The sequence below is a fragment of the Desertihabitans brevis genome, assembly GCF_003327535.1.
Taxonomy (GTDB): Bacteria; Actinomycetota; Actinomycetes; order Propionibacteriales; family Propionibacteriaceae; genus Desertihabitans; species Desertihabitans brevis.
Genome location: NZ_QOUI01000004.1, coordinates 270,894 through 285,952, shown reverse-complemented (window position 1 = coordinate 285,952; position 15,059 = coordinate 270,894). Strand labels below are relative to the sequence as shown.

Genomic DNA, 15,059 nt, shown 5'->3' with positions numbered 1-15,059 from the left:
TCTCTTCTCTCGGCCTGGCGGTCAGTCAGCGGTGCCGGTGATGACGACGGTGGGAGCGCCCGGCATGTGCGTGACGCTGAGGCTGAAGGGCTCGTCCTGAGCGCCCTCGGTGACCCGGAAGACATAGCTGGCCTCGGCGGTGTCGCCGGGTGCGACCGCTCCGGAGAAGGGGCTGTAGGGCTCGCCGGTGCCGGGCAGGCCGATCTGGTCGGCACCGTCGAGCAGGGTGACCACGGCGGCGTCCAGGCCGACCGGGTCGTCGGTCTGGTTGGTCAGCTCGAGGTCGACCACGACGGCGGTGCCGCTGGTCTCGCCGGGCCCGACGGCCTCCACCTGCTGCAGGGCCGCGCCGGCCAGCCGCACGGTGATGCCGCCGTCGAGCTCGGCGGAGTCCGCCTCGGCCTCGACCGTCGGCCCAGCGAGACGGTCGTCGACGACCTCGTCGACCGTGCCGGCCGGCACCTCCATCCCCGGGGCCGGCGGGGTGGGCTCTGGATCGGCCGGCTCCTCTGCGGGGTCGTCCTCGCTGCCGCCTGGAGGAGGCGTGGAACCGGGGGCCGGCTCGGGTCCGCCGTCGGTGGGCTCGGGCGCCGCCGGGCTGGCCGGTGCGCTCGACGGAGCGGGGTCGGACGGCTCAGCGGTCGCGCTCGGTCCGGCCGGCGGCGTGGCCGCCACCTCCCCGACGTCTCCGGTGCCGGTGCCTGCACCGCGCACCAGCACGACGGCGACGACGAGCAGGATGACGACAGCACCTGCGAGCAGCCCGAACTTGAGCCACGACCTGGACATGATCCCCCCCGAGGACCGTGGCGCACCCATGGCCGAAGTCCCCCCGACTCGACTCGCAGATGGGTGCGCCCCGATCCGCGCGATCAGTATGCAGGCCCCCCACCCCGTCGGAAGCCCGGCAGAGCGAATCTTTAGCCTCCGGTGCACAGTTCTTGGGTCGGCGCAGAGCCATCCCCTCGCGCGGCGGTGGAGCAGCGGTCGGGCGGACGTCCGACGAGCCGTCGGCGACGTCCGGCGCGAGGGCTCCCCGGGAACCGGTGCAGGGTTCCCCGGGCGCCGTCGGCTCAGGGCGCCCCGCTGCTCCCGGCGCGACGCCGCCCGCTGCCCAGGCGTCCCCGGGCACGACCCTCGAGCAGGTCGCGGCACAGCCTCTCGTAGGCCGCGGCCACGTCGTCCCAGTTGTAGCGGCGGACGTCCTGCTGGGCCGCCGCCGCGCGCTGCCCCACCTCGTCCGGGTCCGCCTCGGCCGCGGCGAGCTCGGCGGCCAGGGCCGCGCTGTCGCGGAAGAACCGTCCGTGCTCGCCGAGCACCTCACGGTTGAAGTCGACGTCCCAGGCGATCACGGCCGTCCCCGCTCCGACCGCCCGCAGCAGGGACGGGTTGGTGCCGCCGACCGAGTGCCCGTGCAGGTAGCTGAGCGCCCCGGCGTAGAGCTGGTCGAGCAGCTCCTGGTCCCACACCCCGCCCAGGAACCGCACCCGGTCGTCGGCGGCGGCGTGCACGCTGGCGGTGTAGGCCTCGCTGTAGGGGGCGCTGCCCACCACCACCAGCGGGAGCCGGGCGGTGCTGCGACGGTAGCCCTCGACGATCTCCAGCACGTGGTTCTCCGGCTCGAACCGCGCCACCACCAGGTGGTAGCCGCCGGGCTCCAGGTCGAGCTCGCCGAGCCGGTCCAGGGACGGGTCCCGCAGGATCGGGGCGCCGTAGGCGATCTGCACGGTGTCGGCGTCGAACTCCCGCCGGTAGTAGTCGGCGATCCCGGCCGCGTCGGCCACCAGGGCGTCGGACCAGCGGACCGCCAGCGACTCGGCCAACCGGTAGTAGCGGCGTCCGGCCGGTCCCCACTTGGCCCGCTGCCACTCCAGCCCGTCGACGTGGGTGGCGACCGGTACCCGCCGGGCGCGCACCACGGGCAGCAGCGGGGCGTTCGCCGCGTTGAACACGAGCGCGACGTCGACGCCGGCGAGCTCGCGGTGCAGCACGCTGCGGGCGGTGTGGCTGAGGGTCTCCAGGGAGCGGCGCCGCATCGCCGGCAGCCAGGTCAGGGCCATCCCGCGGTAGGTGGCGGGCTGCGACTCGCCCGGGACGGGCCGGCAGAAGACCCTGACCTCGTGCCCGCCGGCGACCAGCCGGGCACCGATCTCCTCGACGGCGGTCTCGAAGCCGCCGTAGCGGGCGGGGACGCCCCTCGTCCCGATCATCGCGATGCGCATCAGCAGGCACCGTCTCGCGTCATGGAGCACACCCAACCACACCGGACGGCCCGTCGGACGGAGCCGGGGCGCGGTTGCCAGCCGGGGCGACCACGGCCACAGTGAGCCCATGACCCTGACCCGCGTGCAGCTGGCCCGCCTCGTCGACCACACCCTGCTCAAGCCGGAGGCGACGCTGGCCGACGTGCGTGCGCTGGCGGCCGAGGCCCAGCACCTGGGGGTCTTCGCGGTGTGCGTCTCGCCCTCGGTGCTGACCGAGCTGGGCGACCTGGGCGGGGTGGCGAAGGCGACGGTGTGCGGGTTCCCCTCCGGCAAGCACACCTCGGCGGTCAAGGCGACCGAGGCCGCCCAGGCGGTGGCCGACGGGGCCGACGAGGTGGACATGGTGATCGACTTCGGCCGGCTGCGCGCCGGTGACGTGCAGGCCGTCCGGGAGGACATCGAGGCGGTCCGCACCGCGATGCCGGACACGGCCCTGCTCAAGGTGATCATCGAGTCCGCGGCGCTGACCGACGAGCAGGTCGTGGCCGCCTGCGAGGCCGCCGAGGCCGCCGGCGCCCAGTTCGTCAAGACCTCCACCGGCTTCCACCCCGCCGGCGGCGCCACCGTGCACGCGGTCGAGCTGATGGCCCGCACCGTCGGCGACCGGCTGGGGGTCAAGGCCTCGGGCGGCATCCGCACCTGGGCGGACGCGGTGGCGATGGTCGAGGCCGGCGCCACCCGGCTGGGGCTCTCGGGCACCCGTGCGGTGCTGGAGGGCGGCGAGGCCGGCACGGGCTACTGAACCAGCGTTCCGGGGCGCTCACTAGGGTGAGCCCATGACGTCGCCTCGATCGGTCCTGGTCACCTCCTGTGCCGAGGGTCTCGGCCAGCGGATCGCCGTCACCGCCGCGGCTGCGGGGTGGGAGGTCTTCGCCACCATGCCCGACGCCTCGCGCTCAAGGGGCCTGCGTCAGGCGCTGCGGGAGGCCGGCGCCGACGCGACGGTGCTCGAGATGGACACCCACGACGACGGCTCGGTGAAGCGGGCGGTCGGGATCGCACTGGAGGGCACCGGGGACCGGCTGCACGCGGTCGTCAACGTGCCCGGGGACACCCCGCTCGGCTTCTTCGAGGACCTCACCGACGCCCAGCTGCGCGAGACCCTGGACGGGGTCCTGTTCGGGGCGATGTCGGTGACCCGGGCGGTGCTGCCGACGATGCGCCGGCGCCGCAGCGGGCACGTGGTCAACATCAGCTCCCACGCCGCCCTCACCCCGTCGCCCACCCTGTCGGCGCTGGCGGCGGCGACCTGGGCGCTGGAGGGCTGGTCGGAGGCGCTGGCGCTGGAGGTGGCGCCCTTCGAGGTCGACGTCAGCGTGCTGCAGCCCAGCCTCGAGGCCTCCCTCATCACCCCGAGCCGGCGACGTCCGGACTCGGCGTACCGCCGGCTGGCCGACCGGGCCGAGCCGCGGGTGCGCGGGGCGGCGCGCTACGAGGTGTCGCCGGAGGACGAGGTGGCCGACGCCGTCCTGCACGTGCTCGGCGAGCACTCCCCGCGGCTGCGGGTGCCGGTCGGCAGGCAGGCCCGCTCGGCCACCTGGCGGCGCCGGCTGCTGCCCTTCCGCGAGATCGTGCGCTCTGCCGCCGAGGCGACCGGGCTGGGCAAGGCCGCCCCGGAGTCGGGCGCGGACCGGAAGTGGCGCCGCTCGCTCTCGCGGTAGCCCTCCGGCCGGCACGACGTGCCGCGGGCCCGCAGCGGACGGGTCGTCCACCGCGGGCCCGGTCAGCACCCCCGCGCCACGCCGCGGCGTGGGCTCGTCAGCGCGAGGTCTTGAGCGGCATCCAGTAGTGGAAGCTGCCGCGGTAGCCCCCGTGGATCCGGTGGCACTGGTCGATGGCGCCGATCCGTGCCCCCTCGGCCGAGCGCAGGCGCACCTGGTTGGAGAGCCGGCCCTGGCACTGCAGCAGCGTGTCGGTCTGCACCATCGAGTGGTACTTCTTCCAGGTCGCCGCCTCGGCCTGCGGTGCCACTGCCAGCCCGCCTGCCCCCACCAGGGCGAGCGCCGCCACTGCCGTCCCGATCCGTCGTGCGAGCTGCACTCCGACCACGTCCTCTCCGATCCGCCGTGCCGCCGGGTCCCGGCGGCCGTGCACTACGACGGGCCGGGCACGCCTCCGGTTCCCGGCGGACGGCGACGGCTCAGAGCCGGCCGGCGGCGGCCAGGCCGCGCTGGTGCAGCGCAGCGGCACGGTCGTCGTCCACCTCGGTGAAGAAGACGCCCACCACGTCCTCCAGCTGGTCGAGGGAGTCGGCGGCGAAGAGCACCGGCTGGTAGGCGGTGATGTCGTAGTTGAGGGTGCCCATCTGGGCCAGGTCGAGCGGGCGGATCTCCATCCGGGTGTACTCGTCGAGCTCGCCGTAGCTGGAGAGGATCCCCGCCCCGTAGGCCTTGAGGTCGCCGTCCTCGCGGACCACCCCGAACTCGAGGGTGAACCAGAAGACGTCGGCGACGAGCTGGACCGCCTCGTCGGTCTCCAGCCGGCGGACGGCGGTGCCGGCGGCGCGGGTCAGCGCGGCGAAGCGGGGGCTGGCGAGCTGGTTGGCGTGCCCGACCACCTCGTGGATGATGTCCGGCTCGGGTGTGTACAGCGGCATCGACGGGTGCCGCAGGTACTGGGTGGAGTGGAACTCCGCGTCGGCCAGCGACCCGTAGAACGCCCGCAGCTCGACCAGTCCCGGCGCGCTGACGTAGCGGAACCCGGTCAGCGGCTCCAGCCGCGCGGTCACCTCGTCCAGCTGCGGCACCCGGTCGATCGGCAGCCCGAGCCGCGCCTTCGCCGCCAGGTACTCCCGGCTGGCGTGCCGGGCGTGCTGGGGACCGAGCTCGGCGCACACCCGGCGCCAGATGCCGTGCTCGGCCTCGGTGTAGTCGATGGTCGGGACCGGTCCGCCGGGCTGGCGGCGCAGCGCGGCGTCGGCGATCTCGTTGCGGCGCCGGCGGTAGTCGGGGTCGGCGAAACCGGGATGGTTCTCGGCCAGGTGCACCTGGACCTCCCCGTCGTCACCGCGGCTGACCGGCGAGTAGAGCTGGCCGTCCTCGAACATCTGCCCGTCCTCTCCATCGAGGTGTGCCGACCAGCCCAGCACGCGGCGGCCGGCACCGGAACACCCCCACGACGCGGCTGGGCATCCGGTGCACCGGCGGGGAACGGCACCGGGCCCGCGGTGGACAGGGTGTCCACCGCGGGCCCGGTCACGAACGGCCGGAGGCTCGGCTCAGGCGAGGCCCTCGCTGGCCAGCCACTCCCCCGCGACCTCGCCCGGGTTGCGCCGGTCGACGTCCACCGCCTTGTTGAGGGCGGTCAGCTCCTCGGTGGTGAGCGCCTCCGAGACGGCGTCCATCGCGTCCACCGCGGCGGTGTTCTGGGCCACCTGCGGCGCCATCAGCGGGACGATGTTCTGCGGCAGGATCATCCCCTGCGGGTCCTCCAGCTGCACGTAGCCGTTGTCGCCGATGGCCGACTCGGTGGTGAAGAAGGTGGCCACCTGGATCTTGCCGTCGTTGAGGTCGCGGATCTTCACCGCCGGTGCGTCGTAGGGGCGGAACTCGCCGAACTCGACGCCGTAGAGCTCGGCCAGCCCGGGTGGGCCGTAGGAGCGCTCGGCCAGCTCGGCCGGACCGCCCAGCACGGCGTCCGGTGCGAGGTCGGCGAGGTCCTCCAGCGAGGTCACCTGGTTCTGCTGGGAGTACTCGGCGGTGACCACGTAGACGTCCTGGTCGGTCGCCTCCGACGGCGTGCCGAGCACCAGCTGCTCCTCGGCCAGCACCTCCTCCAGCGCGGTCTCGATCTCCTCCGCGGTCGAGGCGGGGGACTCGGGATCGAAGTAGAGCAGCAGGTTGCCGGTGTACTCGGGGATCACCGAGATCGAGCCGTCCTGCAGCGCGGTCAGGTAGACCTCGCGGGATCCGATGTTCGGCCGGGTGGTCGCCTGCACCCCCTGGGCCTGCATCGCCTGGGCGTACAGCTCGGCCAGCACCTGCGACTCGGTGAAGTTGGCCGAGCCGACGACCACCTCACCCGCCTCGGGTGCCGGCGCGGCGGACTCGCTCGCCCCGCCGCCCTCGAGCGGGTTGGAGCCGGCGCCGCAGGCGCTGAGCACCAGTGCGGTGGCGGCTGCGGCCGCGGTCAGGATCCAGCGCTTCCTCGTCATGTGAGCTCCTCGGTGTGTGGTGGGAGGTCGGGATCGGTGATGTGGTCGGCGGGTCAGCGGTGCCCCGGCCGGGGTCCGGTGTCCGGCGTCTCGCCGGCGGGGACCTCGACGGTCGCGGCGTCCGCGGGACGGTCGGCGTCGCCGGCGCGGTCCGCGGTGTCGGGGCGGGCGGCGGCCTGCTCGGCCAGCTCGCCGGCCCGCAGCGCGTCCAGGTCGCCCCGCTCCTCACGGCGGATGTGGCGGCGGCGGCGCTCGAGCTGCCAGCTGAGCCCACCGAGCAGCAGGTCGACGACGATCGCGAGCAGGGCGACGAGGACCGCGCCGGCCAACATCTGCGGATAGCCCTCGGGGCCCAGCCGCTGCCCGTCCACCACGAACCGACCCAGCCCGCCGGCGGCGGCGAGCGCGGCCACGGTGGCGGTCGCGATCACCTGCAGGGAGGCGCTGCGCACACCGGAGACGATCAACGGCGTGGCCAGCGGCAGCTCCACCTGCCGGACCAGCTGCCAGGGCGTCATCCCCAGCGCCCGGCCCGCGTGCACCGCCTCCTGGTCGGCCTGCCGGAACCCGGCGACGGTGTTGATGAGGACCGGCGGGACGGCCAGCACGGCCAGCGCGCCCACCACCGGTGCGGCGCCGGTGCCCAGCAGCGTGACGACGAGGACGAGCAGGCCCAGGGTGGGGATGGCCCGCGCCGCGTTGCTCAGCCCGCTCGCGACCGCATCACCCCGGCGGGTGTGGCCGATGACGACGCCGAGCGGGATCGCCACCAGCGCGGCGAGCAGCACCGCCGCCCCGCTGTAGAGGAGGTGCTGCAGCAGCCGGGCCGGGATGCCGCTGGGGCCCGTCCAGCTCGCGGGGTCGAGGAGGAACTCGAAGAGGTTCACGCGGCCGCCTTCCGATACCAGGGCAGCAGCACCCGCTGGAGCATCAGGATGACGCCGTCGAAGAGCAGCGCCAGGGCCACGATCAGCACGATCCCGACGATGATCGGGGTGTAGAAGGCCTGCCGCAGGCCCAGGTCGAACAGCTGCCCGAGCGCGCCGGAGCCGATCACCGCGCCGACGCTGACCAGCGCGATGTTCGACACGGTGGCGACCCGCAGCCCGGCGAAGACCACCGGCATGGCCAGCGGCAGCTCGACCGTCAGCACCCGGCGCACCGGGCCCATCCCCATCGACTCGGCGGCCTGACGGGCGTCGACGGGCACCGAGCGGAACCCGTCCACCACGCTGCGGACCAGCAGCGCGAGGGTGTAGACGGTGAGCGCGACCACGATGTTGAGCGGGTCCAGGATCTGGGTGCCGATGACCACCGGGATGGCCACGAACAGCGCCAGCGACGGGACCGAGTAGACGATGCCGAACAGCGCCAGCAGCGGCGCGGCGCCGGCCCGGGTGCGGTGCACCAGGTAGCCGACCGGCACCGACAGCACCAGGGCGCACAGCACCGGGGTCAGCGCGAGCACCAGGTGCAGCCCGAGCAGGCCGAGGATGTCCTCGCCCTCGGACAGGTTGCGCCCGATCCAGTCCAGGTCCATCAGCGGCTGCCGTCCTCGGCGTGCCGGGGCTCGGCGGCCGGGGCCTCCGGGGCATCGGCCGGCGGCGGACCGAGGGCCCGCCCCGGCTGGCGCTCGAGGTCGTCGCCGTCGGCCGGCGGCGCCGTCGACGTGCTGCCCGGTGTCGCGTCGGGCTCGACGGCACCGGCTCCGGCGGCGTCGGGCTCGGCGGCGTCGGGCTCGGCGGCGTCCGGTTCGGCGGGACGGGGCTCGGTGGCGTCCGGCTCCGCGGGACGGGTCCCGCCCGCGGCGTCGGAACGGGCCGCGGGCGCGGTGTCGGGCTCAGCATCGGCGACCGGGACGTCGTCGGGCTCGGCGTCGGCGGCCTGCTCCTCGGGGCGGTGCTGGTCGGCCACCTCCAGCCGGCGACGACGGACGGCGGCGAGCGCGTCCTCGGCGCGCACCACCCCGGCCAGCCGGCCGCTGGGCTGCAGCGCCACGGCCATGCCGAGCGGGGAGGAGAGGGTCGCGTCGACGACGGCCCGCAGGCTGTCGGTCTCGGGGTGGAAGGTGGCCCCGAGCGGCAGCACCGCGGGCCCGTGGTCGGGGTCGACCCAGCCGGTCGGGCGTCCCTCGGCGTCCACCACCACGGCCGGGGCGCCGCTGGTGGCGCTGGCGGCCGACCGCACCGAGCGCACCCGTCCGACCGGCAGCCCCGACGCCGGGGCGAAGGACAGCGCCCGGTAGCCGCGGTCCTTCCCGACGAAGCCCTCGACGAAGTCGTCCACCGGACGGTCGAGGATCTCGTCGGGGGTGCCGACCTGGGCGATCCGACCGCCGACGCGCATGATGACGACCCGGTCGCCCATCAGCATCGCCTCGTCGATGTCGTGGGTGATCATCACGATGGTCTTGCCGAGCTCGCGCTGGATCTCGCGCACCAGCTGCTGCAGGTCGGCGCGGACCACCGGGTCGACGGCGGAGAACGGCTCGTCCATCAGCAGCAGGACCGGGTCGGCAGCCAGCGCCCGCGCCACCCCGACCCGCTGCTGCTGCCCACCGCTGAGCTGGGCGGGGAACCGGTGCGCGAGGGAGCGGTCGAGCCCGACCATCTTCAGCAGGTCGATCGCCCGTGAGCGGCTCTTCGCCCGGCTCCACCCCAGCAGGGCGGGCACGGTGCAGATGTTGTCGAGCACGGTGCGGTGGGGGAAGAGCCCGCCGTTCTGGATGACGTAGCCCATCTGGCGGCGCAGGGTGGTGCGCCGGAACGACTTCAGCGGACGGTCGTCCCAGGCGATCGTGCCGGTGGTGGGCTCGATCATCCGGTTGATCATCCGCAACGTGGTGGTCTTGCCGCAGCCCGACGGGCCGACCACGATCGAGATCTGGTCCGAGGGCAGGACCAGGTCGAGATCGGCGACGGCCGTGGTGCCGTCGCGGTAGGTCTTGCTGACGGACTCGAAAGTGATCACGTGGTACCCATCATCCGGTGCCAGACCGCCGCGGCGCGCGGCGACGGAACGACCCTAGACCAGCCCTCTGACAGCCGTCGGGGTTCTCGGCCGCGGGTCGGCGTGCCCGGCGCCGTCTCGACGCCGGTCCTGTCGGTGGCTGCTGCGTAGGATGCCGCCGACCGACCGCCGGGTCGGACGGACCGGAAGGACACACGTGCACCGCACACCGCTGCGCTGGGTCGGCCTCGCGCTGCTCGCCCTGCTCACCCTCGGCCTCACCGCCCCCCTGGCCACGGCCGAGACCGCGTTCCGGTACTGGTCCTACACCACCGCCGACCAGGGCACCTGGACGCCGGCCTCGACCGGCCCGGCCGACGTGCAGCCCGAGGAGGGCTCGGTGCAGGGGATGCGCTTCGCCGTGCACGGCACCACCGCGCGCGTCCCGCGGACCGCACCGGACTTCGAGACCGTCTGCGCCGGCACCGAGCCCAGCGCTGACGGCGTCCGGGTGGCGGTGGTGGTCGACCCCGGCACCGCCGAGGACGCCCCCGAGGGCGCCACCCCGGGCCCGGCGACCGGCACCTGCGTGCTGGCCGCACCCGGCGACTCCGCCCAGGACGTGCTGGCCGCCGCCACCGAGCTGCGCACCGACGACAGCGGGCTGATCTGCGCCCTCGGCGGCTACCCCGCCACCGGCTGCGGCGACCCCGCCCCGGCGCCCGAGGCCACCGAGGACGCCCCGGTCGAGCTGCAGGTCACCGCACCCGTGGGGTTCCCGGCCGGCAGCGGCGAGGACGCCGCCCAGGGCACCAGCCCCTCCCCGGCGGCCTCGGAGGACGCCGTCGAGGGCGAGGGCGCCCCGTCCTGGCTGGTGCCGCTGGTCGCGGTGGTGGCCGCGGCCGCGCTGGTCGGCGGCGGCGTGCTGGTGTCGCGCCGCCGGCGCGGCGGCGACGCCGGCTGAGCCCTGCGCCAGGCCGCTCCCTCGCGGCCGCGGTGTCGGTTACCCTCCGGTAACAACGGTGTTCGACGGAGAACCGAGGTGACGTGATGAGGACGGCCGCGATCGTGGTGGCCCTGGCCGCGACGGTGGTCGGGGTGGCGCTCTTCGTCCGTGCGGTGGTGCGGATCGTCGGCGTGGTCCGCCTCGGCGGGCCGACGCTCGGTCGCACCGACGCGCCTCGGGAGCGCTGGAAGCACCTGCTGGCCGAGACCCTCGGCCACACCCGGATGCTGCAGTGGACGCGGGTGGGGGTCGCGCACTGGTTCGTCTTCGTCGCCTTCGGCGCGCTGTTCCTCACCCTGGTCACCGCCTACGGCCAGCTCTTCGACCCACGCTTCGCGCTGCCGGTGATCGGGCACTGGGTGGTCTACGAGTGGGCCAGCGAGCTGATCGCCTGGCTCGGGCTGGTGAGCATCCTCGCGCTGATGGCCGTCCGCGCCCGCAACCGCGCCTCGGACCGGTCGTCGCGGTTCTACGGCTCGAGCACCTGGCAGGGGGTCTACGTCGAGCTGACCATCGTCGGGATCACCGTCTGCGTGCTGCTGATCCGGGCGCTGGAGTACCAGCTGGTCGGCGGCGTCGTGCACTTCCCGCTGACCTTCTTCCTGCTGCCGGCGGGGCTGCCGACCGGGGCGGTGGAGACGGCCGTGGTGGTGCTGGCCGCGGTGAAGATCGTGATCTCGATGGCCTGGTTCGCCGTGATCGGGCTCGTCACCACGATGGGCGTGGCCTGGCACCGCTTCACCGCCTGGCCCAACATCTGGTTCAAGCGCGAGTCCAGCGGTGCGACGGCGCTGGGGGCGCTGCAGCCGGTCAACGCCGGCGGCACCCCGGTCGACTTCGCCGACGTCGAGAGCTTCGACGAGGACGCCCCGCTCGGCGTCGGCGCGGTCGAGGACTTCACCTGGAAGGGCCTGCTCGACTTCACCTCCTGCACCGAGTGCGGGCGCTGCCAGAGCCAGTGCCCGGCGTGGGCCACCGGCAAGCCGCTCAGCCCCAAGCTGCTCATCACCGGGTTGCGTGACCACGCCCACGCCAAGGCGCCCTACCTGCAGGCCGCCGAGGAGGCCCGCGGATCGCTGCCGGCGACCGTCCAGGCCGAGGCCGCGCGGCCGCTGGTCGGGCCGATCCAGGTCGACGGCGACGGCCACCCCGGCGTGGTCGACCCCGACGTGCTGTGGTCCTGCACCAGCTGCGGCGCCTGCGTCCAGCAGTGCCCGGTCGACATCGAGCACGTCGACCACATCATGGACCTGCGCCGCTTCCAGGTGATGGTCGGCGAGGAGTTCCCCGACGAGCTCACCGGGCTGTTCAAGGGTCTGGAGGGCCGCGGCAACCCCTGGAACCTCAACGCCAGGGGACGGCTGGACTGGACCAAGGACCTCGACTTCGAGGTGCCGGTGGTCGGCCGCGACGTCGAGGACCTGTCGGAGGTCGACTACCTGTTCTGGGTGGGCTGCGCCGGCGCCTACGAGGAGCGGGCGAAGCGGACCACCCAGGCCGTGGCCGAGCTGCTGCACACCGCCGGCGTCCGCTTCGCGGTGCTCGGCAAGGGCGAGACCTGCACCGGCGACCCGGCGCGGCGGGCCGGCAACGAGTTCGTCTTCCAGCAGCTGGCGATGCAGAACGCCGAGACGCTCACCGAGGCGGGCGCCACCAAGGTCGTGGCGACCTGTGCGCACTGCCTCAACACGCTGAAGAACGAGTACCCGCAGGTGGGCGTCCAGCTGGAGGTGGTGCACCACACCCAGCTGCTCAACCGGCTGGTGCGCGAGGGCCGGCTCACCCCGGTCGCACCGCCGGCCGGATCGGTGGGCGGGCGCACCATCACCTACCACGATCCCTGCTTCATCGGCCGCCACAACGGCGTCTACGACCCGCCGCGGGAGCTCCTCGAGGTGCTGCCCGACGCCACGGTGACCGAGATGCCGCGCAACCGGCAGACCGCGTTCTGCTGCGGGGCCGGCGGGGCGCGGATGTGGATGGAGGAGAAGCTCGGCACCCGGATCAACGTCGCCCGCACCGAGGAGGCGCTGGCGACCGGCGCCACCACCATCGCGACCGGCTGCCCGTTCTGCCGGGTGATGCTCTCCGACGGCGTCGCCGCGGTGCAGGACCGGACCGGGCAGGACGGCGGGCCGGACCGGGAGGTCGAGGTGCTCGACGTCGCCCAGCTGCTGCTGGAGTCGGTGCGCCGCGGCGACGTCCGCCCCTGACGCGCGGGCGACGGCGCCCGAGCGGCGGCCGGGCCGACGAACCCTCGAACCGGTAGGAACGCCCCCATGACCGCCGCACCTCCCCCGTCCGCGGGACCCGAGCCGGACTACCTCGACCTCGGACCCGGTCCGCGCCCCGAGGCCGACGCGGAGCTGCTCGCCCGGTTGCGCACCGCCCTGCTTGCCGCCGACCCGATCTCGCAGTCGGACGTCGAGCAGCTGCTCTCCCGCCTGACGGTCGACCTCGACGGGGCCGACGTGGACGCGCTCGTGCTCGACGCCACCGGGCTGGAGCTGGAGCTGCCCTCCCTCGCCGAGGCGGCGGCAGACCCGGTCCCGCCCGTCGTGGCGTCCGCACCGGACGGCGGCGACCCGACCGATGCCCACCCGCTGTCCGATCCGTCGGTGGATCCGGCCTCGGGCGCCACCCCGCTGCCGGGCGAGCCGGACCTCGGGGACGGCCCGCTCCGTGTTCCCGACCTGCCGCCACCTCCGGAGCCGCCCGCCGCGCCACCGGGAGCGCGGCGGACACCGGCGTCGGTGCGGCGGGCCGTGCTGCGGGCGCGGCCGGTGCACCTGCGGGGCGTACCGGTGGAGGTCGAGGCGGACGCGGCCGACCTGCCGTTCAGCTGGGTCGAGGGTGGTGACCGCTGCGGGATCGAGGTGGCCGCGCCGGCCCCCGGCTGGCGGCTGCGGGGCACCGCCCGCGCCTCGGCGCCGACCCGCGAGCTGGTGGCTGCGGTCCGCGCCGCGGCGGCGGAGGAGCTCGGCCGGCAGGGCGTCCGGCTCACCCGGTTCGAGGTCGACCTCACCGGGTCCGGGCCGCGGACGCTGCGGGCACGGGTGCGCACCGCAGTGCGCAAGGGCCTCGTCTCCGGCTCCGTCACCGCCTCCGGCACCGCGAGCGTCGACGACGCCCTGGTGCTGCAGCTGCGCGACGTGCGGCTCACCAGCCGCAACCCGATCCTCGCGGTGGCGCTGCTGGTGCTGCGGGGGAAGATCCGGGCGGCCGTCGGACGGCCCGTCCCGCTGGCTGAGCACCTGCCGCCGTGGGTGCACCTCACCGACCTCCAGGTCGGCGCCGGGCCGACGCTGACCCTCTCCCTGCGCTGCGGGTGAGACTGCGAGAACGGCCATCCGAGGCCGAAGGGCGGTGCGACGTCCCGCCCTTCGACAGGCTCACGGCGCTGGGGTCGCGACCCTGCGCCGGCTCGGCAGATCGCCCTTCGACAAGCTCAGGGCGCTGGGGTCGCGACGCTGCGTCCACTCGGGGTCGGGATGCTGGGGTCGGGCGGGCGCTACGGTGCCGGCGTGGGCGGGCGACGGGCGGTGCTGCTGCGGGCGGTGAACGTGGGTGGGGCCAAGCTGCCGATGGCCGAGCTGCGCCAGATCGCCACCGACCTGGGGGCGACGGAGGTCGCCACCCACATCGCCTCGGGCAACCTGCTGTGCAGCCCACCGGGCGCAGCGGCCGACTTCGACCGGGCGTTGGAGCGGGCCGTCGAGGAGCGGTTCGGGTTCTTCCGCGAGGCGATCTCGCGGACCGGGCCCGAGCTGCGGGCGGCCCTGGAGGCGTTCCCGTTCGAGGTGCACGAGCGGCGCTTCTGCTACGTCGTCTTCCTGCTCGACCAGCCCCGCGCCGACGCGGTGGCGGCCGCGGCCGAGGTGGACACCGGCGCCGAGCAGTGGCAGCTGATCGGACGTGATGTCCACCTCCGCTACGCCGACGGCGCCGGACGCGCCGACCCGCGGCTGGACCGCGCGCTGCGCCGGCTGGCCAACCCGGGCACCGCACGCAACCTCAACACGGTGGCCAAGCTCGTCGAGCTGCTGGGCGCCTGATGCGCCCCGCACCACGATCCGGTCAGGCCTCGCGCGCCGCCCGCTCCACCCGCTCGCGGTAGTCCGCCCACCAGGCCTCGTCGCCCTCGGGCAGGTTGTCGTTGCCCGCCCGCATCCCCCGCGCCCCGTCGACCAGCTCGCGGACGATGTCGGCGTGACCGGCGTGCCGATGGGTCTCGGTGACCACGTGCACCAGCACCTGGTGCAGCGTGACGTCGCGGACCGCCGGCGGCCACCACGGCACCTGTCCGACGGCGTCCAGCGGCAGTGACGTCACGGTGGCGTCGGTGTGCTCGGCGACCCGCTGGTAGAGGTCGAGGACGTCGGCGCGGGTCTCCTGCGGCGTCACCCACAGGTCGGCGTTGGGCTCGGCATCCTCGGCCATCCACGGCAGCGGCTGGGGGAACGGACGTCCGAACACCTCGCCGAGGTAGCCGGCCTCGACCGAGGCCACGTGCTTCACCAGACCCAGGAGGTTGGTGCCGGTGGGCGTCAGCGGGCGGCGGACGTCGTACTCGTCGAGACCCTCGAGCTTCCAGACCAGGGCCTCGCGGGCGGCGGAGAGGTAGCGCAGCAGCACCTGCGCGTCAGGACTCGTCATGCCAGCATCCTGGCCGTCACCGCCCACCCCG

15 protein-coding genes are annotated in these 15,059 nt (G+C 74.6%); 6 read left to right on the top strand and 9 right to left on the bottom strand.

Going from position 1 to position 15,059, the window contains the following annotated elements:
* Nucleotides 1-21: 21 nt before the first annotated feature.
* Together DT076_RS08695 and DT076_RS08690 are read right to left on the bottom strand one after the other, a co-directional pair.
* Nucleotides 22-789: a hypothetical protein gene (locus DT076_RS08695; RefSeq protein WP_114126248.1), complete on the bottom strand. Its 768-nt coding sequence runs from the start codon at nt 787-789 to the stop codon at nt 22-24.
* 284 nt (nt 790-1,073) lie between these two features.
* Nucleotides 1,074-2,222, bottom strand: a complete 1,149-nt coding sequence (locus tag DT076_RS08690; RefSeq protein WP_114126247.1) for a DUF1972 domain-containing protein — start codon at nt 2,220-2,222, stop codon at nt 1,074-1,076.
* 109 nt (nt 2,223-2,331) lie between these two features.
* Here DT076_RS08690 and deoC point away from each other — a divergent pair, with 109 nt between their 5' ends.
* Both deoC and DT076_RS08680 read left to right on the top strand, forming a co-directional pair.
* Nucleotides 2,332-3,006, top strand: a complete 675-nt coding sequence (deoC, locus tag DT076_RS08685; RefSeq protein ID WP_114126246.1) for a deoxyribose-phosphate aldolase — start codon at nt 2,332-2,334, stop codon at nt 3,004-3,006.
* 34 nt (nt 3,007-3,040) lie between these two features.
* The gene (locus DT076_RS08680) at nt 3,041-3,925 is read left to right on the top strand and encodes an SDR family NAD(P)-dependent oxidoreductase (RefSeq protein WP_114126245.1); all 885 of its coding nucleotides are present in this window, start codon (nt 3,041-3,043) and stop codon (nt 3,923-3,925) included.
* Between the two features lie 97 nt (nt 3,926-4,022).
* Here DT076_RS08680 and DT076_RS08675 read toward each other — a convergent pair whose 3' ends face one another.
* From DT076_RS08675 to DT076_RS08650, 6 genes are all read right to left on the bottom strand, one after another.
* Complete coding sequence (locus DT076_RS08675) at nt 4,023-4,304, bottom strand: hypothetical protein (RefSeq protein ID WP_147264107.1); 282 nt, start codon at nt 4,302-4,304, stop codon at nt 4,023-4,025.
* Between the two features lie 100 nt (nt 4,305-4,404).
* On the bottom strand, nt 4,405-5,310 hold the full coding sequence (locus tag DT076_RS08670; RefSeq protein WP_114126243.1) for a phenylalanine 4-monooxygenase: 906 nt from the start codon (nt 5,308-5,310) through the stop codon (nt 4,405-4,407).
* Between the two features lie 171 nt (nt 5,311-5,481).
* Complete coding sequence (locus DT076_RS08665) at nt 5,482-6,417, bottom strand: ABC transporter substrate-binding protein (RefSeq protein ID WP_114126242.1); 936 nt, start codon at nt 6,415-6,417, stop codon at nt 5,482-5,484.
* Between the two features lie 53 nt (nt 6,418-6,470).
* Nucleotides 6,471-7,304, bottom strand: a complete 834-nt coding sequence (locus tag DT076_RS08660; RefSeq protein ID WP_158548087.1) for an ABC transporter permease — start codon at nt 7,302-7,304, stop codon at nt 6,471-6,473.
* Nucleotides 7,301-7,957 (bottom strand): ABC transporter permease, encoded by a 657-nt coding sequence (locus tag DT076_RS08655; RefSeq protein ID WP_114126241.1) that lies wholly within the window; start codon nt 7,955-7,957, stop codon nt 7,301-7,303. Before DT076_RS08655 ends, DT076_RS08660 begins: the two co-directional genes overlap by 4 nt.
* Complete coding sequence (locus DT076_RS08650) at nt 7,957-9,387, bottom strand: ABC transporter ATP-binding protein (protein WP_114126240.1); 1,431 nt, start codon at nt 9,385-9,387, stop codon at nt 7,957-7,959. Before DT076_RS08650 ends, DT076_RS08655 begins: the two co-directional genes overlap by 1 nt.
* A 196-nt stretch (nt 9,388-9,583) precedes the next feature.
* On the opposite strand from DT076_RS08650, the gene DT076_RS08645 reads away from it, so the two are divergent.
* The 4 genes from DT076_RS08645 (at nt 9,584) to DT076_RS08630 (ending at nt 14,427) form a co-directional block, all read left to right on the top strand.
* Nucleotides 9,584-10,330, top strand: coding sequence for an SCO2322 family protein (locus DT076_RS08645; RefSeq protein ID WP_114126239.1), 747 nt, complete (start codon nt 9,584-9,586; stop codon nt 10,328-10,330).
* 86 nt (nt 10,331-10,416) lie between these two features.
* Nucleotides 10,417-12,585 carry a (Fe-S)-binding protein gene (locus tag DT076_RS08640; protein WP_114126238.1) on the top strand — a complete coding sequence of 723 codons (2,169 nt, stop codon included), beginning with the start codon at nt 10,417-10,419 and terminating at the stop codon, nt 12,583-12,585.
* A 66-nt stretch (nt 12,586-12,651) separates the two neighbouring features.
* Nucleotides 12,652-13,704 carry a hypothetical protein gene (locus DT076_RS08635; protein WP_114126237.1) on the top strand — a complete coding sequence of 351 codons (1,053 nt, stop codon included), beginning with the start codon at nt 12,652-12,654 and terminating at the stop codon, nt 13,702-13,704.
* Nucleotides 13,705-13,896: 192 nt separating this feature from the next.
* A complete protein-coding gene (locus tag DT076_RS08630; protein WP_233493800.1) occupies nt 13,897-14,427 on the top strand; it encodes a DUF1697 domain-containing protein in 531 nt (176 codons plus the stop codon).
* A gap of 22 nt (nt 14,428-14,449) precedes the next feature.
* Here DT076_RS08630 and DT076_RS08625 read toward each other — a convergent pair whose 3' ends face one another.
* Complete coding sequence (locus tag DT076_RS08625; protein ID WP_114126235.1) at nt 14,450-15,028, bottom strand: DinB family protein; 579 nt, start codon at nt 15,026-15,028, stop codon at nt 14,450-14,452.
* Nucleotides 15,029-15,059: the final 31 nt, after the last annotated feature.

Coding starts and splice junctions, on each gene's coding strand:
- DT076_RS08655 (WP_114126241.1), bottom strand. CDS start 7,957: ATGGACCTGGACTGGATCGGGCGCAACCTGTCCGAGGGCGAGGACATC.
- DT076_RS08635 (WP_114126237.1), top strand. CDS start 12,652: ATGACCGCCGCACCTCCCCCGTCCGCGGGACCCGAGCCGGACTACCTC.
- DT076_RS08670 (WP_114126243.1), bottom strand. CDS start 5,310: ATGTTCGAGGACGGCCAGCTCTACTCGCCGGTCAGCCGCGGTGACGAC.
- DT076_RS08640 (WP_114126238.1), top strand. CDS start 10,417: ATGAGGACGGCCGCGATCGTGGTGGCCCTGGCCGCGACGGTGGTCGGG.
- deoC (WP_114126246.1), top strand. CDS start 2,332: ATGACCCTGACCCGCGTGCAGCTGGCCCGCCTCGTCGACCACACCCTG.
- DT076_RS08665 (WP_114126242.1), bottom strand. CDS start 6,417: ATGACGAGGAAGCGCTGGATCCTGACCGCGGCCGCAGCCGCCACCGCA.
- DT076_RS08680 (WP_114126245.1), top strand. CDS start 3,041: ATGACGTCGCCTCGATCGGTCCTGGTCACCTCCTGTGCCGAGGGTCTC.
- DT076_RS08695 (WP_114126248.1), bottom strand. CDS start 789: ATGTCCAGGTCGTGGCTCAAGTTCGGGCTGCTCGCAGGTGCTGTCGTC.
- DT076_RS08625 (WP_114126235.1), bottom strand. CDS start 15,028: ATGACGAGTCCTGACGCGCAGGTGCTGCTGCGCTACCTCTCCGCCGCC.
- DT076_RS08690 (WP_114126247.1), bottom strand. CDS start 2,222: ATGCGCATCGCGATGATCGGGACGAGGGGCGTCCCCGCCCGCTACGGC.